Origin of the sequence: Shewanella sp. GD03713 (genome assembly GCF_029843705.1) — a bacterium.
Lineage (GTDB): Bacteria > Pseudomonadota > Gammaproteobacteria > Enterobacterales > Shewanellaceae > Shewanella.
Genome location: NZ_JAOCIW010000001.1, coordinates 331,561 through 351,828, shown reverse-complemented (window position 1 = coordinate 351,828; position 20,268 = coordinate 331,561). Strand labels below are relative to the sequence as shown.

Below are 20,268 nucleotides of genomic sequence, written 5' to 3'. Positions count from 1 at the left end.
AGCAAACCTCAGTCTAGACCTAACCACAACTAAGCTTTTGCCTGTTTAGTTGTGGTTAATGCGCGATGCTTGTGCCAGTAATGCATTAAAAATCCGAGTAATAATCCCCAGAATGCACTGCCGATCCCCAATACACTCACACCCGATGCGGTGACGAGAAACGTAATCACCGCCACTTCTCGCTCGTCGTTATCCGCGAGCGCTGCGGTTAGACTGTTACCTATGGTGCCAAGCAGAGCTAATCCTGCAATCGCAAGCACCAACTCCTTCGGAAATGCGGCGAAGAGGCCAACTACAGTGGCGCCAAGTAAGCCAGTGATAAAGTAAAACACGCCGCCCCACACAGCCGCCCAGTAACGGGTCGCGGGATTTGGGTCAGCTTCTTTACCCATGCAAATCGCCGCTGTAATGGCGGATAAGTTAAAGGCAAAACCGCCAAAGGGGGCAAACAATACCCCCATCAGACCCGTCACGGTAATTAATGGCGAGATAGGCGGGCGATAACCATGGCCGTGGAGCGCTGCTACCCCAGGCATATTTTGTGAGGCCATAGTCACCACAAATAAGGGCAGCGCCACACCCACTACGCTGGTGACAGAAAACGCAGGCGCTATCCATACGGGAGCCGCGAATTGCAGTTCAAGCTTATCGAGTTGCAGTAGATCCAATTGATAACTCATCCCTATCCCCACGACGAGGGTGAGTAACATAATGTAGCGCGGCGCCCAGGGCTTAAGCACAACAAACACTAATAACATCAATAGGATTAAGCTCAGTTGAGTCTGCATTGCTTGAAACAGTCCTAAACCAAACTGCAGTAAAATCCCCGCTAACATGGCCGACGCGACTGACTGCGGCATGATACGAATAAGCTTATCCATCCAACCCGCCAAGCCGCATAGGGTGATCAACAAAGAGCTGATCAGGAAGGCACCGACGGCTTCGTGGATACTTAATCCCGCAAGGCTGGTGACCATCAGCGCCGCCCCGGGGGTCGACCATGCCGTAAGTACCGGATTTTTATAGTAGAGAGACAGGCCAATACTGGTGAGCCCCATGCCAACACCTAAGGCCCACAGCCATGAACTCATCTGTGCCGATGTCGCACCCACGGCATCCGCCGCCTGCAGGATAATCACCGCCGAACTGCTGTAGCCCACCAGCACAGCAATAAAGCCCGCCGATATTTTTGATAGTCCCAAAGCCTCGCGCCACATCATCCCTACTCCTATTCCTGCCTTCGCCTTGATCATCGCACCATTACTTGTGCGCTATAACGCACGAGATGGACAAGATAGCACCTGTGCGTTATAACGTACAAATAATTTTTTAAGCGTCATAACCTAATGCAGACCATCAACAGCTATCTTGCCGCGACCCTAAAACAACTGCGCAGTCAAAAGGGTTGGAGTTTAGATAAAGCGGCACTCGAGACAGGCGTAAGCAAGGCCATGATAGGCCAGATTGAGCGCGGCGAATCTAGCCCCACCATTGCTACCCTGTGGAAAATCGCCAGCGGTTTTAATATTTCACTCTCGACTTTTCTGGAGCCAACGCCCGAGAGCCAAGGCGCGGTCTTTCGTAACGCAGATGCATTACGCCAAAAGCCTGCAACCGATGGCATGTTAGTGGCGTCGCTATTTCCCTTTGAGCCACGCTTTGGTTTTGAGATGTTTGAACTCACTCTATTGCCGCACTATGAACGCCTTTCCGAGCCCCATGAAGCGGGCGTGACCGAGCATGTGATTGTACTGAGCGGCACCATGGAAGTGTTAGTCGATGGCCAGTGGCAGCCATTACAGCAGGGCGAGGCCGTACGCTTTGCCGCCGATAAACCCCATGGTTACCGCAACTTGAGCGATCAACCTGTGGTGTTTCATGATCTTATCCATTACTACAGGGAAGCGCCTGCCACCGAGTAACGCCAACAAGCAAAGTGCCCAACAGATTGGCGCTTGCGCCCGACAATCCATTAGAATAAACTTATTGAAAATTTTCTAATCATAGAGGGCAAAGCTATGTTTCAATCTTTACTGGCTAAATTATCTGGCAGCAGCAACGGTGAAAAATGTTGGCAATTGATTGATCAAGGTGCGCGCGTTATCGATGTGCGCTCACCGGAGGAGTTTGCCTCGGGTCATTTGCCTCAGGCCATTAACGTACCGCTGCCAACGCTCGACCAATGGTTGCATCAGGTCGAAAATAAACAGCATCCCTTTGTACTTTACTGCGGCGCAGGCATTCGTGCCCAAAAGGGCTGCGATATTTTAAGGGCCAATGGTTTTGAATGTGTGGTCAACGGTGGCTCGCTAAAAGATTTAGTGTGCTGCCAGCCAAGCTAAGGCCTAAGCTAAGCAAAACAACGATGCGTGAGGAGGTGCAGATGATAACAAAGTGCCCACGCCCACCTAGCGGCGAACAACTGCCTCAGCCCAAAGTGGTTCGCGCAACACGCTACAGCGTGAGCCGCAACCGTGGCCAAGCCAGCACTAAGGTGCGTTATATCGAAACCAGCGCTATATCCCTTGGCTGCAAGCTGTGCGAATAATCGCTTGCTGCAGAAACAAAAATGCCAGCATTTACGCTGGCATTTTTTATTATCTTTGCGATTAAACGGTTAACGCATCGAGGCTTTGTTTCGCTTCGCTGATACCTTTTTGGTTGGCTTCTGGGCCCATGTTCAGCGCTTCGCCATAAACCACTTCCACGTCGGTGATACCGATAAAGCCGAGGAAGGTTTTTAAGAAAGGCACAATGTGATCCGTTGGACCATCTTTATGAGCGCCACCACGGGTGGTGATCAACACAGCGCGTTTACCTTCTACTAAGCCTTTAGGACCGTTTTCGGTATAAGTGAAAGTCACACCGGCACGGGCCACAAAATCAATCCAGTTTTTCAGCTGGGTTGGAATGTTGAAGTTGTACATAGGCGCGGTGATCACGATAGTGTCGTTCGCTTTTAACTCTTCAACTAAGGCGTTAGACAGGTCGAGCATCTCTTGCTGACGTGCAGTTAACTCGGCGCCGCCACGTAGGCCAGAGGCAATTTCGCCATCAACCATTGGCAACACATCTTTACCCGCTAAATCGCGAACTGTGATGGTCGCGCCTTGGTCTTCCCATTTACCGATCAGGTGGTCAACTAACAAGGCAGATTGTGAATAACCGCCAAGAATACTGGATTTTAACACTAGGACTTTAGACATAATCTGCTCCGAAAATTGAAATACTTGAGAGTCTTTCAGCTTGCTCTCGACTCTATGACGCTAGTTTATTAGCCCATAAAAAAGAAAAAAAGCGGATAAAATTTGAGATTAGCTTCGATTTTTTAGAAAGGTTTTACATTTTAGGCACACTGACATATAAGCCATCAAATTGAGCGCAGAGTTTTTCGTCACAAAAGAGTTGTACTTCCAGTTTTACTTTGGCTTTACGCCCCCGGTGCAGCGGGCTTAAATCTGTTTCAGGCCAGCGCACTTTGACCTCGGGCGCACAGGTCACGGGCGCTATGTAGCGGATATGGGCATCGGCTAACACTATGTCGCCATCCACCTGCTGAAGCTGCTGTTGCAGCCACACCATGCCCCAACCTGTGAGCGTCATAAGGGTATAAATACTGCCCGCAAACATAGTGTTATGCAGATTGATATTCGGCGCCAGTGGCGCACTCACGCGCAGTTCGCCTTCGGCGAAGGAAACTGGCGCTATCTGCATATACTCGCTAACGGGAATGGTGCTGTGCCAGGTCTGGCGCAATTGGTTCAATAATTCGTCCATGTGCATGTCCTTACTGCCGTTGGCACATTTTCCTGTGGGTTATACCTGCAAATTGAAGGTTACTGGACCATCGTTGACCAGCTCGACCTTCATGTCGGCGCCAAATTGTCCCGTTTCAGTCGTTACCCCCTGCGCACGGCAAAAGGCGACAAATTCTTCATACAGGCCAAGCGCTTGCTCGGGTGTACCCGCCCCCGAAAAGCTCGGGCGCAGGCCACGGCCAGTGTCGGCGGCCAAGGTAAATTGCGACACCACTAAAAGCGAGCCACCCGCCTGAGTTAAGTTGAGATTCATCTTGCCATTTTCATCGGAAAACACTCGATAACTCATCACCTTAGTGGCTAATTTCTCCATCTTCTCGCGGTTATCTTCCCGCTCAACCCCAAGTAAAACTAACAAACCCTTATCGATTGCACCTATGGTTTGATTGTCCACCACCACGCTGGCGCGGCTCACTCTTTGAATTAAAGCGATCACAACTTTTCCTTTAAATTAAGACTTAACGAGGGACATCAAGGGGATAGGACGCAGATACTGCTCCACACCTTCGGGTAATGACTGGGCAATTTCAGCTAAACCGCCATCGGTCCACAGCATAAAGCGACGAAGTTCCTCGATTTCGACCTTATCGGCAAAGGTCACAGTGCCCTGAATTTGGATCACCGCGCCCTGCTCACGTAGCACGAATTTAGCAAAATTGAGCTTGGCATTCAGCTCGCCAATCACAGCGGGCAGTTCAGGATTGGCCTGCAACTGCGGATGCACCGCATAAAAACGGTTCATCAGAATACGGTCAATCCCCGCAGCATTCATACTGGGTTCGAGCATAAAATCATTATTACCAAATTGCACCGCAACCTTATCCGCCCCAACTTTGGTGGCTAAATAGTTGGCATCGATTAAGGCCTGATACAAGGTATCGGCGGCGGCCTCGTTGGTCATTCCGGCTAATTGCACCACTTTGGGCGCCACGGGAGCGCGCGCCTCGATAGATTCGACCGAAGAAGATGAGGATTGAGGTTCTGGGGTAGAGGATGAGGTGGCCGCGCAGGCTGTTAATCCCAAAATGGCGGCAATGATAACGGCTAATTTCATGCTAGCTCCTGTCGCTTTATCCAAGTCCACATGGCTTGGATCTCGAGTGTGACGGCAAGTGAGAGTATGTCACTATTCAGCGAATGCCCACCATCGACAATGGTATGAATTTGTATCCTAGGGTTGTCGATTTTTACCAAAAATGCGGCTAATAAGCGTGCCGGACAGACAGCATCCTGCGTGCCTTGTAATAGCAGGGTACGCGCTGTGACTTGAGATGTCACCCGTTGTAATACGCTGAACATATTGAAGTAATCGTTTTTTGCATAGTGAAGCTCAATTTGAGCTAAGGCCAATAGCGGCGTTGCAAGCCGCTTAGGTAAGCCAGTTGGTACGCCCGCTAAGGTTAATTCCCATTGGATCCAACGGCGAGCAAATTCATGGCGAGTTGCTTCATCTTGGGCGTTCAATCCTAGCTGGTAGTACGTAAATAAATCCGCCAATCTAATAGAAGGTGCAGCAAATTCACAGTAAGCCTGCGGATATAACTGCGCCGCGCCCGATGGGTCATAGAGCCATTCAATACCCGCCTTGGAGGGAATAAACATTGCCCACAGCACTTGGGCAATCACTCGATGGGGAAATAAGCCACTGTAAATTAAGGCTAAGGTGGCGCCAAATGATCCACCCGCTAAGCACCAACGCTCTATGCCTAAGTGAATGCGAATCGCCTCAATATCGCAGATAAGCCCATTTAAATGGTTATGTTCCAACTCGCCAGCTGGCAGTGATTGCCCCGCACCACGTTGATCTAACAGTAAAATCCAATAGTGCTCGGGATTAAATAAACTCAGTTCACTGACCGAAGCCCCAGCTCCTGGGCCACCATGCAAATACAGCAGCGGAATCCCCCGCGGATTACCATATTGAGCAAGATGCAACTGCTGCCCATTGCCCATCATCAACCAATCACGGCGGATAAAAGGGGCAAGCTGATGGGCATCAGTGATCATAGGTGGGATAAGGCTCGCTGAATGTCTTGGTGGATGACAACTTAGCTATGGCTACAACTTAGCTACGGCTTATCCAGTGTAGACGATTGCGGCGCGGTTGCAGCGAGTTCGCCTGTCGTCTCAAGCACTTGGCTTGATTGGGCGGATGTGGTTTCTGGCTGCGCGGCGGGTGTATCCTGCGCCGCTAAAGGCTGACCATCGAGGTTAGTTTCGTTGATATCACTGCTGGACTCATAGTCCAAATACTCGGGCATGGCCGCGGTAATTTCGGCGCCCAGCAGCACTATCATCCAAGATAAATACACCCAAACGAACAGAATAGGAATGGTCGCCAGAGCGCCGTAAATGGCCTCATAACTAGGGAATTTAGTCACATACAGGGCAAAGCCTTTTTTCCCCAACTCGAACAGTAAGGCCGCCACTACCGCGCCTAATAGCGCATGCCAAAACTTCACCTTTTGATTCGGCACCACCATATAGAGCAGTAAAAACGCTGCCACCGAAAACAGCATAGGCAAGCGCTCGATAAATAGCGGCATCACCCCAGATAAGGCGTCGCCCTCAAACAGTTTTAATGACACCACGTAGGAAGTCGCCACTAGGCTCGCGCCCACCAGCACTGGGCCTAAGGTAATCACCATCCAATACATGGAAAAGGCCACCACCACTGAACGCTTTTCCTTAGTACGCCAAATATTATTCAGCGATTTATCGATGGCGGAGATCAGCATAATCGCCACCACGACCAGAGCCGCGATCCCCACTGCCGTGCCCTTAGAGGCATTGCCAACAAATTCATTAATATAGACTTGTACCGTATCGCCCGCCGCGGGCAGAAAATTCTCATAAACGAAGGCTTCGATTTGGCCACGGATCCCCTTAAACACAGGGAAAGCCGACAGCATCGACATAGTCACGGCCACCATAGGCACAAGGGATAACAGGGTGACATAGGCTAAGTGGCCGGCGCGGATATTGATTTGATCTTCCACTAAACGCTGGCGTAAATGCAGCAGGAAGCGCCAGATCCCGAGGAATAAGACTTGAATTTGTGCCAGTTCTATCTTCTTAGTCACGGGTTTCTCTTGATTCTGTTGGTATTGACTCGTTATCTTCGTACAATAAACACTTAATTTACAAGTCTAAGGAGTGAATTGATGTCACAACAAGGATCTGCGGGCAATGTTATCGCCGCTATCGCTAGTCTGTTCTTTCCCGGCCTAGGTCAACTAGTTCAGGGACGAATTTTGGCTGCATTGCTGTTTTTCGTGGTCACTGTGGTTGGCTATGCCCTCTGGTGGTTAGTGGTCCCTGCTGTAATAGGTGCTATCTTTCACCTCTGGAGCATTATCGATGCGGCGCGTTTTAAGGCCGACTAACTTCATTTGACTCAGTGACGGAATACCCAATGAAAAGATTGATCACCTCAAGCCTGATGGCGGCAACGCTATTGCTGACGGGCTGCCAGAGTGCCTATTACGGCGCCATGGAAAAAGTGGGCTACCACAAGCGCGACATCATGGTCGACAGAGTGAAGGCCGCAAAAGAATCCCAAGAGGATGCCCAAAAAGAGTTCAGTTCAGCACTCGAGGAGATGCAAGCCCTGCTCAACCACGATGGTGGCAACCTCGAAAAGGCCTATAACAAGGCCAAAGATGAATACGAGTCAGCCCAAACTGCCGCCGATGACGTGAGTAATCGCATCAATAAAGTCGAAGATGTCGCCGAGGCGCTATTCGATGAATGGCAAGCCGAAATCGGCGAGATCAGCAAAGCCAGCCTGCGCCGCAACAGTGAAACCAAGCTCAAGGAAACCCGCCGTTCCTACGAGCAACTGATGAAAACCATGCGTCGCGCCGAATCTAAAATGCCGCCCATTCTCACCGCCATGAAAGACAACATGCTGTATTTAAAGCATAACTTGAATGCTCAAGCGATTGGCGCGATTAAAGGGGAATTTGCGAGCCTACAGACGGATATCTCTGGGCTTATCAAAGAGATGAACAAGTCGATCAACGAGTCGACCAAGTTTATCGAGGCCCTAGAGAGCTCAAAGGGTTAACAAAGCCTGTAAATAGGTAAACTCGATGTTGAGTTTAAGTTTGTGCTTTGCGGAAATATTAAGCGGGTCAATTTGCTATAACTGTTTGAAATGATACATCTCAACTTATCACCTATAGTAAATTTGTTTTTATTATCAAACAGTTAAAAAATACACCTTATAAATCAGAGCATAAGAATTTAGCTATATTTCTCGTCATAACAGACTAAAAACAATAATGTATGAGATTGCTCGTCTTTAAACGGGAACAGTTAGAATTCAAATCTAATAGCTTGTACAGGCTAATAAACACCAAAAAATCGAACATAACAGATTAGAAATAACAATACTAATGCAGATATAAGATTAAAAAGCGATACATCTTGGGCGCAAAAATGCTACCGGGTGGTGTATTTTGAAGTCAAAACCGTCTTCCTGTATGCTGTGTTTAAATTAATTTGTTAATGCAGGGTAACACGATTGGATACTTGTTTTGAGCGCCCCATAATTATCTTGTCGGCTCCACGCTCTGGCAGCACCTTGCTCTTTGAGGTCCTGTCACAAAACACCTCTTTATGTACAATCGGTGGTGAAAGCCATGCCGTCATTGAAACTATCCCTGAACTAAATGTAGCAATACGAGGATTCCGTTCGAATGCGCTTACTAAAGAGGATGCCACACCTGATATCATTCATCTATTGAGAAAGGGATTTGCTTCAAAATTGCGTAAAGCCGATGGTACTCAGGTTTCTTTGCCCCATCATTCACCTATACGATTTTTAGAAAAAACTCCTAAAAATAGTTTACGTGTCGACTTTCTCAACAGTGTATTTCCTGATGCATTATTTATTTATTTAGTCAGAGATCCTAAGGAAAATATCAGCAGCATTATGGAAGCATGGCGGTCCAATCGATTTGTCACGTATCCGCAATTGCCAGGATTTGGGGATTGGTCTTTATTACTTCCAGATAATTGGGCACGACAAAGAGGTAACACACTGCAGGAAATCGCTGCTTTTCAATGGCAGCAGGCAAACGATGCGATCATGAGCAGCTTATTAAAACTACCTAAGTCTCGTTGGCATATACTCACTTACCGTGATTTAGTGGCAACACCTAGCAAGCAACTCGCAGCTCTTTGTCAATTTTGCGATATCCCTTTTGATAACTTATTCCAGCAGATTTGTGATACTCATTTACCCTATTCTCGATATACAGTTTCTCCTCCAGCTCCCAATAAATGGCAGAGTAATGCGGCAGCAATACAACAGGTTTTTCCTAAAATTGAATCGACACTAGACCTTATAAATAAGTTATTAATCGAACAATCCATTGAACCGTTGTCTAAAGTAAGGGTTATCCTAAAAACAAATCAAGATAGTGTTACTCAGAAAGATTTGTATAAAGGCATGAGTCGAAACTCACTTTGCCCATGCAAGTCAGGAAAACGTTATAAGTATTGCCATGGCGCATTAATTTAGCCCGTCAGATGAAGAGTTAACAATAATGAAACTTAAGCGTGAATTTTATCAACTCCCATTACAATTTGATTTAGAAAAAATGCAGCAAGAGATCGCACAATTTGCTGATTCTGAATGGGTGCCACATCATGAAAATTTTAAAGGAAACTCAGCTTTACCTTTAATATCTGTCAATGGTGAATTTAATAATGACTTTAAGGGTATTATGCTGCCAACTTCGGCATTACTCAGATGTGAATATCTGCAACAAGTAATCGCTTCATTTGGCGAGGTGGTTGGCCGAACTCGATTGATGAAACTTGATGCTGGATGCGAAGTCCCATTACATTCAGATATCAATTATCACTGGTATAAACGTGTCAGAGTACATATTCCCATAACTACCACCGACACTGTTATTTTCCAGTGTGCTAACAAACGTATACATATGGCTGCTGGTGATTGCTGGATTTTTGACTCATGGGAATTCCACAAAGTTGAAAATAACAGTAACCAATCCCGTGTCCATTTAGTGATTGATTTTGCTGGTTCAAGCCATTTTTGGGATATGATCGAAAATATCCACGAAGATGGTTCGACATCTCGTAAATTCCTTAATTATCAGCCTAAAAAACGGATTGAACTTCGTACAGAAAAAAATAATTACCAAATAATAATGTCACCTGGTGAAGTTGAATTATTAGTGAATGATTTAATAACCGAGGTACAGTCTTACAGCCAAAGTTCTGAATCAACAAAAGCACAATTTGCTAAACTATTAAAGAATTTTGTATCTGATTGGCGTGAGTTATGGTTTTTATATGGTGAAGATAAAACTGGCTGGCCTTTATTTCATCGATTACGAAATGAAGTGCTGAAACAAGCAAGCCAGTTTGATAAAAATATTTTTATCAAAAATGGTACTTCCGCTGTAAAAATTTTAGCACAGCTGATAATAGGTCCATCAATGAATGTAGAATTAGCACTGCCAACCACTAACGTTATTAAGTCCATAAATAAAAATGAATCGAAAAAAATAGGATTAACTCGAAATAGTACATGCCATTGTGGCTCTGGTGAAAAATATAAAAATTGCCATGGAAAGATAAGTTAATCTTACATCAATAAAATACTGACTACTTAGTAATGCTGCCTCTCTAAGAGGGCAGCATTTTTCAAAAAATTGAAATACTTTTAGTTCAATGCTTCGTGAATATCACCATACCACCCAAAAAAAATAATCGATTGAATTATATTAATTTAATGATTTGAGGAGCCATTTAACACTTTATACGTTTGCAAATAGGTAAAATTTCGCTGGTGATTAAATATTACAGTGTCGGCACGAATTTTCAAATCACACCATAAACAACAAGTAGAGCTAATCCACCCCAAGAAGATGAACAAGCTCTCCGAGACAATCCATAACTCTATTCTAAATAATAGCTATCTGGACCGTTTTGGGTTAAATTTTTGCACTTAACAAACATTTTTTAACTTTAGCATTGATCTCCTCAAAATCGAGATAGTCTTGTGCCATAAATGGCTGATATTTTTCGCATTGCCCTATAGCCTTAGTGTTCATGGGCTGTCTAACTTGACTTGCACTAGGTGTCAAAACAGGTCGCGTAGACTGATAAAAATTTAGACAATCAACTTCAAATTCTACACCACAGTATGCAAGCAACTTAGGAATTTGATCGTCAGGCTGAGTAACTAGTCTTTCGAAGCAGAGATGATATATTTCTTGCGGAAATAGACGATCCCAATGCTTCATCAGCTCGAGATAATTTTCCCAATACACTTTGATATTATCTAATGAGTAGGAATAATTGTGCCCAACACTGAAGTATTGTTTAAATACACTGAGGGCATTATCCGTCGTATGCCGAATGACATTTATAATTTTTGCCTGAGGGAAAAGTGTTTTGATCAAACCGATATGAAGGAAATTATTGGGATTTTTATCAATGAAATAATAAGGAACCTCTGTAAAATACTGAGCAGATTCTTGTAAATATTGCTGTTGATACTGATTTATTTGCTGTTGATTAAAATTTTCCAGTTGTTTAGCGTAGCCACCTGCTTGTTCAAGGGTTAATGCTATTCTCTCTATATAAGGTAGCTCATCGGTTGCACCAATTAAACTATGGCTCGCAAGAATCTGTTCGACTAATGTTGTCCCTGAACGGGGCATACCAACAATGAAAATGGGGATAGAGCCCCCATCAACTGCCATACGTGGAGTCAAGTTTGTATGGAGTAGAGATTGTACAGTGTTAACAAATAAGGCTTTTTTAAATGGTTTTAGTGGCACCAAGAGATTGTTAGCCCTAACCATAGCATCAAATGCTAGCTTATTATCACCTGACTGTTCATAGATCCGATTCAGTGTATATAATAATAATGCAAGGCTTGCATCTGACTGCGATGGAGTATTTATGGCAGTAATGACTTCTATTTTATCCATTTCTGAAAACGTATAATTTTTTAAATCTGCTAACCCCCAAAATCCGGCAGCTTTCTTTTCTGGTTTTTCTGCAATAAATTCATGGTAATAAAATGCAGCAAGTTGTGTATTACCTGTCGCTTTGTAAATATGGCCTAAATTCAATTTTACAGCGCCATTATCATAATTATTTTTAACACAATAGTTTAATTCTTCGGTTGCCAAGACCATGTTTCCAGTTTGTAGTGCCGCTATACCGAGTTTAAAGTGTAGCTCGAGATCGTCTGGAGTGATTTTGATAAGGCAATTGATAATATCAATTTGTTCAAAATAGCGTTGCCGAACTTCTAACAAATGTAATTTACTTCTAAGTGCACTCACCGAACTGGGATCCAGTATTAAAATAGTGTCGAATTTAATTTCAGCATCCTTGAAATCATTCGCTTCAAGCGCAAGTTGCGCCAAAATTAATAATGCATCTAGATTTTGAGGTTGAAGGCGAATCACTTTTCGCGCATACCTGCTCGCAGATGAAAATTGTCGTGCAGCGAAACAAGCCTTGGCATCTTTTAAATATTGTTCTTCTTGGCTCAAGTGACCCCCCCCTTGTCTTGTTAAAAAATGTTTACCATTAAGAGATTTCAATGTTAATGCTGACAGTATAAACAAGTTTACCTTTAGCCTAAAGCTTTCACGGACTTAAAATTTATGCCGCAGATTTCACGGAAAGCTCAATAAGGGGGGACTCACCATAGACTGGGATATCACCTCTAGTTTATTAGTTTTACAGACAAGAGGTTGTTGCTGTATAAATAACACTCAAAAATATATCGATAGCCAAAAAGCGAGTTCCATTTAACAGGTCTATGATAAAGCGACTAGTTTCACCCTCCCTGCATTCTCTGTTTCTTTTGTGCAAGGCTAAGATATTTGGCTTTGTGAGCTAAGGCGCGCTTTGGTTTCTCAATCGTATAATTATTGGATCTACCGCACAAATTCACTTTTAGCTCAAAAACTTATCCCGTCAGTTCGACTCAGACTGAATACGTGTATTCTATTTGCAGTATTAACATGACTTTTATTGAATCTCTTACCCTGATGTTGGCCCTGATGTATATCGCATCCCTAAGCTATTGGAGCGGTAAAAAATGGGGAGCAGTGGCCACCTTACTCCTGAGTGTTGGCGCCGTCGCGATTAGCCTCTATTGGCCTTTGGCGCTCGCCCTAGCCATTGCCTTGCCGCTGTGCCTGATTGCTAACAAGTTTGCCCCTGAGGAATTAAAGGGCGAGATAAAAATCAACACCCTGCGGGAAGGCTGCCAACATCTGCTCGCGCTCTCACTGTTTATCGTCGCCATCCAATACTGCATCAATGCTATCCAGCTTAAACAAGGCATAGTGCCTTGGTTGATGCGCCCCGATGTCGTCGATGCCTTCTTACCTATCGCGGGCGGCATTGAGCTAAAAGCCATAGTGACGCTCAACCTGTGGGACCAAACCCATCCCGCCGCAGCCGTCATGCTCGCCGCCGTGCTACTCACGGGCCTACTCTGCAAACGCGCCTTTTGTGGCTGGGCCTGCCCATTAGGGCTTGCAGGCGAATATCTCTACGCCTTACGCAAGGGCTTTATCAAGGCCGAACTGGCGCCGCCCGCATGGTTGGACTGGCCACTGCGGATGCTGAAATACTTATTGCTGCTGGGGCTGTTTTACATCGTTATCGGTATGCCTAGCGAATCGATTCCCTATTATCTACAGGGCAACTACCACAAGATTGCCGACCTTAAGATGGCGCTGTTTTTTGTCACGCCAGGCCTCATCACCTTAGCCTGCTTTGCGCTTATCCTCGCCTTAGCGGCGTGGCGTCGCCAAGGATTTTGCCGCTACTTGTGTCCCTATGGCGCCATGCTTGGGATCTTAAGTTTTGCCAGCCCGCTCAAGATCCGCCGCAATACTCAACATTGCCTGATCGAAGCTAAAGGCATGAAATGCGACAAATGTACCCGCGCCTGCCCAGCCAACATCATAGTGCACACCAAAACCACGGTTCGCAGCGACGAGTGCCAAGCCTGTATGCGCTGCGTCGCCGCCTGTCCTAAATCGGCGGCACTCGGTTTTAGCCTAAAATCTGGCCACAGCGTTAGCCATAAGGGCTTGTTAGTCTTGTTATTATTGGCGCTCTTTGCCCTGCCACTCGGCGCCTATTTAGCCGGATTCTGGCACAGCCAAACACCGGACAGTATCCGCATGGAGCTTATCCAAGTGATTGACCGAGTGGGCCATTAACTCTCTGATTTATTGCTAAGTAGACATAAAAAAGGTGCAGCCCAAGCTGCACCTTTTATGTTCGCGCTAAGCTTAAGCGCTAGTGACTAAGCCAAATCGAACCTATCGGCATTCATCACCTTAGTCCAAGCGGCCACAAAGTCATGCACAAACTTCTCTTTGGCATCATCCTGCGCATAGACCTCGGCATAGGCACGCAAAATCGAGTTAGAACCAAACACCAGATCGACGCGGGTAGCGGTCCACTTCACCGCGCCAGTTTTGCGCTCGACTATCTGATAAAGATTGCTGCCAGCAGGCTTCCAGTTGTAGGCCATGTCGGTCAGATTCACAAAGAAATCATTGGTTAACACACCTACTTTGTCGGTAAACACACCATGACCTGTACCGCCATAGTTAGTGCCTAACACCCGCATTCCGCCAACCAGTACTGTCATCTCATGGGCAGTTAACCCCATCAGTTGAGTACGATCGAGCATCATCTCCTCGGGCTGAACCACATAATCCTTTTTCTGCCAGTTACGATACGCATCGTGCAAGGGCTCAAGCACGGCAAAGGATTCCACATCGGTCATTTCCTGCGTCGCATCGCCACGGCCGGGGATAAAGGGCACAGTCACTTTCACTCCCGCCTCGTGGGCGGCCTTTTCAATCGCAGCGGCGCCGCCCAGCACGATTAAGTCGGCGATGCTGACTTTTTTACTCAGGCCTGCCTGCAACTCAGTCAATACTTTAAGCACCTTCTGCAGCCGCTCGGGCTCGTTCGCCTGCCAATCCTTTTGCGGTGCTAAGCGGATCCGCGCGCCATTGGCGCCACCACGGAAATCCGAGCCACGGAAGGTGCGGGCACTGTCCCATGCCGTTGCCACTAACTCGGATACGCTGAGTCCCGAGGCTAATAATTTCGTCTTCAGGTCGACAATCTCACTGGCATCTAAGCGATAATCCACGCTTGGGATCGGGTCTTGCCAAAGCAAATCCTCATTCGGTACTTCTGGCCCCAAGTAGCGGCTCTTCGGACCCAGATCGCGATGGGTTAACTTAAACCAAGCTCGGGCAAATACCTCGGAGAAATAGGCAGGGTCTTGATAAAACTTCTCAGAGATTTTGCGATACTCAGGGTCCATCTTCATCGCCATATCCGCATCCGTCATGATGGGATTAAACTTGCGATTCGGATCGCCCACAGAGACGACTTTATCTTCCTCTTTGATATTAATCGGTTCCCACTGCGAGGCACCCGCAGGGCTCTTTTTCAATTCCCAATCGTAATTTAACAGTAGGTGAAAATAACCGTTATCCCATTGCGTGGGATGAGTCGTCCAAGCGCCTTCGAGGCCACTGGTCACGGCATTTGCGCCAATGCCTGGGCCTTTTTTGTTGAGCCAGCCCAAACCTTGAGCCTCAAGATCTTCACCCTCAGGCTCTGGGCCAAGATCCTGTGCCTTGCCATTACCGTGACACTTACCCACAGTGTGGCCACCCGCGGTTAAGGCCACTGTTTCTTCATCATTCATCGCCATTCGCGCAAAGGTGACACGCACATCTTGGGCGGTACGTAGGGGATCGGGTTTGCCATCGACCCCTTCTGGATTCACATAGATCAGTCCCATCATCACGGCGGCCAAGGGGTTTTCAAGGTCACGCTCGCCCGAATAACGGCTGTTGGGATTTTCCGTCGGCGCTAACCATTGTTTTTCAGAGCCCCAATAAATGTCCTTCTCTGGGTGCCAAATATCCTCACGGCCACCGGCAAAACCATAGGTTTTTAAGCCCATAGACTCATAGGCCACATTGCCCGCGAGGATCATCAAATCCGCCCATGAGAGTTTATTGCCGTATTTTTTCTTAATCGGCCAGAGTAAACGGCGCGCCTTGTCTAAGTTGGCGTTATCGGGCCAGCTATTGAGTGGAGCAAAGCGTTGATTGCCCGTTCCCGCGCCGCCACGGCCATCGGCAACTCTATAGGTCCCGGCCGAGTGCCATGCCATACGGATCATCAGGCCACCATAGTGTCCCCAGTCGGCGGGCCACCAATCTTGGCTATCGGTCATTAAGGCATTGAGGTCGCGCTTCACCGCGGCGAGATCTAAGCTGTTGAAGGCTTCGCGATAGTTAAACTTAGGATCCATAGGATCCGTCTTCTTATCGTGCTGGTGCAAAATATCGAGGTTAAGTGCCTTAGGCCACCAATCCATATTGTTGCTGGCGACCGCTGAATTTGCCCCATGCATCACGGGGCATTTACCTTGGGAGCTTTGAGTCTTGTCCATTGAATATTCCTTTACTTAGCTTGCACTAACGGGAGTAGCGCGCCCTAAAACTCTTGCTAGACACACTACGGTCGAAACGAGAGCCTTCACAGTTTGCCAAGGCTTATTGGCAATCTTGTGACAGCAGAAAAGACAAATTTGGTAACAAAGACAATGCCATCTCTAGGGATTGGCCTAACAATTAACCCTAGGCTACATTCGCTAAAACACAATCGAAATCGGCTAAAAGTCGCTATTTTGTGAGCCTATGCAGGATTAAAAATTAGCCAATTGAGGATATCAAAAACGCTAACAATGAACAAAAAAACCGCACATTAATGTGCGGCTTTATTTGATTAAGTGTCGAGCGATTAGCTGAGCGTCTCTAGATCGCCATTTCGCCAAGGCTCTATCACAACTTTAATGTGTGGATTCGGTTGCATTAATTGCTTGAATGCCCCCGATACCCCATCCATCCCCACTTTACCCGTGAGCAGCTTACGCCAAGGAATAGTGCCTTGGGCTAATTCCGCTAAACAGGCGGCAAATTCCGCCGGCTGATAATAGTAGGAGAAGCGCATATCCAATTCTTTGACCGTGGCATAGGCGTAATTGATATTGGCATTGGCAGTGTGGATACCCGTCACCACTATCGTCGCCTTGGCGGGCGCGCGCTGCACAAAACCTTCGATAAGCCTGTGGATACCGACACATTCGAATATGACCAAACGCTTACCCGCAGCAATCTCGGCGGCGAAGGCGACTTCGTCCTGCTCACTGGGGTTCACCGTATGAGTCGCCCCAAATTCACGGGCTAATTGCAATTTATCGCCCTGTAAATCCGCCGCCACTATCTTTGTCACGCCTTGTAAATGCAGTGCGGAGATCGCCGCCAGACCAATAGGGCCGCAGCCCACAACCAGCGCCACATCCTCGGCCTGCATATCGCCCCGATTCACCGCATGCAATCCCACGGCTAAGGGTTCAGTCAGCGCCACGGCCTCCGGCGGCAAATGTTCAGGCACAGGCATCAATAGGGCTTCATCGAGAATAAAATATTCAGAATAGGCCCCATTCACCCCAGGAGTGACTCCCACTCCCGCACCATTTTGGCTCATCAGAATGGGAACAGACGTCACCCGAGTGCCAAGCGCTAAGGCTTGATGAGTCTGTGGACCAAACTCGACAATTTCGGCACAAAACTCATGGCCGAGCATCACAGCGGCATGATTGTCAACACCTTCGGGCATGACCCCAAGCTTACGATAAAAATCAAACACTTCACTGTAGTGACGAGTGATATGAATGTCCGAGCCACAGATCCCACAGGCGAGGCTACGCACTAACACTTGGCCCGCCTGCGGCTTAGGTTGCTCGACCCGTTGCAGGCTGACGTCGCCATCCTGCATCACAATGGCATTCATCATGCTCATAGCGGGCTCCTATTCTGCATCGCTCATGCGGGCTAAGGCACCGGGCTTGATATAACGCGGCTTAATTCCCTGCGCTTTTGCTGCCGCCAAGAGCGCCTGCTCAATCCAGCCTGCATCCATAATAAACATGAAGTTACCATCGGCATCGAAGTTAACGTTCGCCCCGGTAATCACCATCACCCCATCGGCGCCTTCAGAATCCGCTGGGCAATGGAAAGTGTGGATAGAACCGCCTGGCTCATACAAGTAGCTACCCGCGGTTTGCGGTTGGTCTGGGTATTCAAGGTAGTTCCAGCGACCCGCTAAGGTATAGAAATGCACCACACCCGTGTGGAAATGCTTAGGTAAGGTAATACCCGGCTTAAACTTAGCGCGGATCACCCAAACCCCGTTTTCAGGGTCTAAAAATAACGGGTACACATCAACGCCCGGTAAAGCATCTTTGATGATCTGTTCTTCATTGGTGTTGAGGGTTAATAAAAAGTCTTGATGATTAATCACTTCTGGTAGAGCCATGTTTGCATTCCTCATTGTTGTTATTGTGTTGTTGGGTCGAGCTACCACTACCCCAGCAGTGGATATTTAAAGTTTTCAAAGCCGTCGGAGGCGTTCACTGTGCAGCCATTGATGCAGTTGGCCTCGTCACTGACGAGAAATGCCACCACATCGGCAATCTCATTCGGTTGGGTAAATTCTTGGCGCATTTGTTCTTTGCGAATGTGTTCCCACAATCCGAGCGCTTCGTATTGGCGCAGCATAGGCGTATCGACTCGGCCCGGCGCCACGGCGCAGACCCGCACGCCAAGCGGCGCATACTCTAGCGCGGCGCATTTGGTCATCATGTCGACGGCCGCTTTACTGACGTTGTAGGTAAAGGTCATTTCTGAGGCGAGCTGCGCGTAAACTGACGAGGTATTTAAAATCACGCCCCGAGAGCCTTGGGCTTGGAATTGACGGCCACCGGCGAGGATGCCGTGGTACACGCCCTTTTGGTTCACATTGGTGACAGGTTCAAAATCATTAATAGGATCATGCTGTAACAGCGGTTTAGCCAAACCGATGCCGGCGTTATTGATCAGAATATCGAGCTGGCCAAACTGCTTGGCCGCCTGCTTGACCATGGCCTCAACTTGGCTGTAATCAGTCACATCGACACTAAAAGTGACGAGCTTGTCGCTGGGGACATCGTTAAACACCTTGAGCGCATCGACGGACAAATCGGCGGCGACAACCCTAGCCCCTTCGGCAAGCAGTTTACGAATAATAGCCTGCCCTATGCCCCCGGCAGCCCCCGTCACCACGGCGGTTTTATGTAATAAACGCATAGCTGTCCTCTGTTTGTATTTATTCATTTAATTATTAAGACGATGTTAATTTAGACGCTTAATTACTCAGCATCTTGACTTTTTACGAGCCAAATTTGATATTTTACGAGTCTTATAACAAAGTGAACTAAGCGTCCCATGTACCTAGTCCGAAGTGGTGCCGTCGCTCAATTTGAGCAATTAGTCCTAGAATTGGGGCAAAACCCCATTGAAATGATCCAGCAAGCGGGGCTGCGACAGGCGCAGTTTCGCGATCCCAATACCTATATCGCCTATCCACGCTTAGCCGAATTATTGGAAATTGCCGCCCAGCGCTGCCAGCAGCCCTTGTTTGGCTTAATGTTGGCGCAGCGGCAAACCTTGCATGTACTTGGAGATCTGCCGATGTTGGTGTCGCACACGGCCACAGTGGCCGATGCCCTTGCCCGAGTGAATGACTATCTGTATTTACACGCCTCTGGGGTGTCATTGCAGCTACAGCCACAGACTGACATTGTGCGACTGGCGCTGTTGATCAATGTTCACAGCCCTAGCGGCATAGAACAACTGATGCAAATGAGTGTGGCGCAGCTGGCGATGTTTGTCTCGAGCCTGCTCAATATGAATATCAGCAACATTCCTTTGTATTTGTGCCAGAACAAACCTAGCGGTTCTGAGCCACAGCGCTTTATCCAGCCAGTGCGTTTTCGCGAAGCCTTTGATGGCGTGGTGCTCAAAACCTCACAACTCTTGGGGCGTAACTATCACGATGAAGAGGCACTTAACCGCCACCTCCAGTCGCACCTGCAATATTTACAGAGCCGCTACCCCGACAACCTTGCCGACCAAGCACGGGACTTAATCCATCGGTTGCTCCCCACGGGAGAGTGTTGTATCGAACGGGTATCGACGGCGCTGGGTTTACACGAACGCACCCTACAAACGAGGCTGAAAGAAACGGGGCAAAGCTATCGACAATTGCTACAGGATGTTCGGCAAAACATCGCCCAGCAGCAACTCAGTTATGGCACGCAAACCATCACCGAACTCGCACTGCAACTTGGGTATGCCGAAGTCGCCGTATTTAGTCGCCACTTTAAAACTTGGACAGGATTTTCCCCAAAACAATGGCAGCAGCAGTATCGTAAGGGACAAATTGAGAATTGAAGATTGAAGGCTGATAAAAAAAGCCCCGCTAAGTTGCCTTAGCGGGGCCT

21 protein-coding genes are annotated in these 20,268 nt (G+C 47.5%); 9 read left to right on the top strand and 12 right to left on the bottom strand.

Going from position 1 to position 20,268, the window contains the following annotated elements; genetic code table 11:
* Positions 1-29: 29 nt before the first annotated feature.
* On the bottom strand, positions 30-1,217 hold the full coding sequence (locus tag N5E87_RS01740) for a benzoate/H(+) symporter BenE family transporter (RefSeq protein ID WP_086903249.1): 1,188 nt from the start codon (positions 1,215-1,217) through the stop codon (positions 30-32).
* 129 nt (positions 1,218-1,346) lie between these two features.
* On the opposite strand from N5E87_RS01740, the gene N5E87_RS01735 reads away from it, so the two are divergent.
* From N5E87_RS01735 to N5E87_RS01725, 3 genes are all read left to right on the top strand, one after another.
* Positions 1,347-1,922, top strand: a complete 576-nt coding sequence (locus N5E87_RS01735) for an XRE family transcriptional regulator (RefSeq protein WP_086903219.1) — start codon at positions 1,347-1,349, stop codon at positions 1,920-1,922.
* A gap of 96 nt (positions 1,923-2,018) precedes the next feature.
* Positions 2,019-2,342 carry a rhodanese-like domain-containing protein gene (locus tag N5E87_RS01730; protein ID WP_011627458.1) on the top strand — a complete coding sequence of 108 codons (324 nt, stop codon included), beginning with the start codon at positions 2,019-2,021 and terminating at the stop codon, positions 2,340-2,342.
* 23 nt (positions 2,343-2,365) lie between these two features.
* Positions 2,366-2,548: a hypothetical protein gene (locus N5E87_RS01725; protein WP_086903220.1), complete on the top strand. Its 183-nt coding sequence runs from the start codon at positions 2,366-2,368 to the stop codon at positions 2,546-2,548.
* A 61-nt stretch (positions 2,549-2,609) separates the two neighbouring features.
* Here N5E87_RS01725 and azoR read toward each other — a convergent pair whose 3' ends face one another.
* The 6 genes from azoR to N5E87_RS01695 form a co-directional block, all read right to left on the bottom strand.
* Positions 2,610-3,206, bottom strand: coding sequence for an FMN-dependent NADH-azoreductase (gene azoR, locus N5E87_RS01720; protein WP_011715548.1), 597 nt, complete (start codon positions 3,204-3,206; stop codon positions 2,610-2,612).
* A gap of 133 nt (positions 3,207-3,339) precedes the next feature.
* A complete protein-coding gene (locus N5E87_RS01715) occupies positions 3,340-3,777 on the bottom strand; it encodes a thioesterase domain-containing protein (protein WP_086903221.1) in 438 nt (145 codons plus the stop codon).
* 39 nt (positions 3,778-3,816) lie between these two features.
* Complete coding sequence (gene dtd, locus N5E87_RS01710) at positions 3,817-4,254, bottom strand: D-aminoacyl-tRNA deacylase (RefSeq protein ID WP_011621125.1); 438 nt, start codon at positions 4,252-4,254, stop codon at positions 3,817-3,819.
* A 15-nt stretch (positions 4,255-4,269) separates the two neighbouring features.
* Entirely contained in the window at positions 4,270-4,872 is a 603-nt protein-coding gene (locus tag N5E87_RS01705) for a hypothetical protein (protein WP_086903222.1), read from the bottom strand.
* A complete protein-coding gene (locus tag N5E87_RS01700) occupies positions 4,869-5,825 on the bottom strand; it encodes an alpha/beta fold hydrolase (RefSeq protein ID WP_086903223.1) in 957 nt (318 codons plus the stop codon). The genes N5E87_RS01705 and N5E87_RS01700 overlap by 4 nt, the downstream gene beginning before the upstream one ends.
* A gap of 62 nt (positions 5,826-5,887) precedes the next feature.
* Positions 5,888-6,901 (bottom strand): virulence factor BrkB family protein, encoded by a 1,014-nt coding sequence (locus N5E87_RS01695; protein ID WP_086903224.1) that lies wholly within the window; start codon positions 6,899-6,901, stop codon positions 5,888-5,890.
* Positions 6,902-6,982: 81 nt separating this feature from the next.
* Here N5E87_RS01695 and N5E87_RS01690 point away from each other — a divergent pair, with 81 nt between their 5' ends.
* The 4 genes from N5E87_RS01690 (at position 6,983) to N5E87_RS01675 (ending at position 10,441) form a co-directional block, all read left to right on the top strand.
* A complete protein-coding gene (locus N5E87_RS01690) occupies positions 6,983-7,204 on the top strand; it encodes a hypothetical protein (RefSeq protein ID WP_011627464.1) in 222 nt (73 codons plus the stop codon).
* A gap of 29 nt (positions 7,205-7,233) precedes the next feature.
* Entirely contained in the window at positions 7,234-7,887 is a 654-nt protein-coding gene (locus tag N5E87_RS01685) for a DUF2959 domain-containing protein (RefSeq protein ID WP_086903225.1), read from the top strand.
* A gap of 459 nt (positions 7,888-8,346) precedes the next feature.
* A complete protein-coding gene (locus tag N5E87_RS01680; RefSeq protein WP_086903226.1) occupies positions 8,347-9,348 on the top strand; it encodes a sulfotransferase in 1,002 nt (333 codons plus the stop codon).
* Positions 9,349-9,373: 25 nt separating this feature from the next.
* Positions 9,374-10,441, top strand: coding sequence for an aspartyl/asparaginyl beta-hydroxylase domain-containing protein (locus N5E87_RS01675; RefSeq protein WP_086903227.1), 1,068 nt, complete (start codon positions 9,374-9,376; stop codon positions 10,439-10,441).
* 351 nt (positions 10,442-10,792) lie between these two features.
* Here the strand turns inward: N5E87_RS01675 and N5E87_RS01670 are convergent, their stop codons facing one another.
* The gene (locus N5E87_RS01670) at positions 10,793-12,370 is read right to left on the bottom strand and encodes a sulfotransferase (RefSeq protein WP_086903228.1); all 1,578 of its coding nucleotides are present in this window, start codon (positions 12,368-12,370) and stop codon (positions 10,793-10,795) included.
* A gap of 477 nt (positions 12,371-12,847) precedes the next feature.
* On the opposite strand from N5E87_RS01670, the gene N5E87_RS01665 reads away from it, so the two are divergent.
* Positions 12,848-14,062 (top strand): 4Fe-4S binding protein, encoded by a 1,215-nt coding sequence (locus N5E87_RS01665; RefSeq protein ID WP_086903229.1) that lies wholly within the window; start codon positions 12,848-12,850, stop codon positions 14,060-14,062.
* 86 nt (positions 14,063-14,148) lie between these two features.
* Here N5E87_RS01665 and katG read toward each other — a convergent pair whose 3' ends face one another.
* The 4 genes from katG to N5E87_RS01645 all read right to left on the bottom strand — a co-directional run bounded on the left by katG (position 14,149) and on the right by N5E87_RS01645 (position 19,072).
* Entirely contained in the window at positions 14,149-16,335 is a 2,187-nt protein-coding gene (gene katG / locus N5E87_RS01660) for a catalase/peroxidase HPI (protein WP_086903230.1), read from the bottom strand.
* Positions 16,336-16,685: 350 nt separating this feature from the next.
* Positions 16,686-17,747, bottom strand: coding sequence for a zinc-binding dehydrogenase (locus N5E87_RS01655; protein ID WP_086903231.1), 1,062 nt, complete (start codon positions 17,745-17,747; stop codon positions 16,686-16,688).
* A gap of 9 nt (positions 17,748-17,756) precedes the next feature.
* Positions 17,757-18,263, bottom strand: coding sequence for a 2,4'-dihydroxyacetophenone dioxygenase family protein (locus tag N5E87_RS01650; RefSeq protein WP_086903232.1), 507 nt, complete (start codon positions 18,261-18,263; stop codon positions 17,757-17,759).
* Between the two features lie 47 nt (positions 18,264-18,310).
* On the bottom strand, positions 18,311-19,072 hold the full coding sequence (locus N5E87_RS01645) for an SDR family oxidoreductase (RefSeq protein WP_086903233.1): 762 nt from the start codon (positions 19,070-19,072) through the stop codon (positions 18,311-18,313).
* A 138-nt stretch (positions 19,073-19,210) separates the two neighbouring features.
* Here N5E87_RS01645 and N5E87_RS01640 point away from each other — a divergent pair, with 138 nt between their 5' ends.
* Positions 19,211-20,218 carry an AraC family transcriptional regulator gene (locus N5E87_RS01640; RefSeq protein WP_086903234.1) on the top strand — a complete coding sequence of 336 codons (1,008 nt, stop codon included), beginning with the start codon at positions 19,211-19,213 and terminating at the stop codon, positions 20,216-20,218.
* Positions 20,219-20,268: the final 50 nt, after the last annotated feature.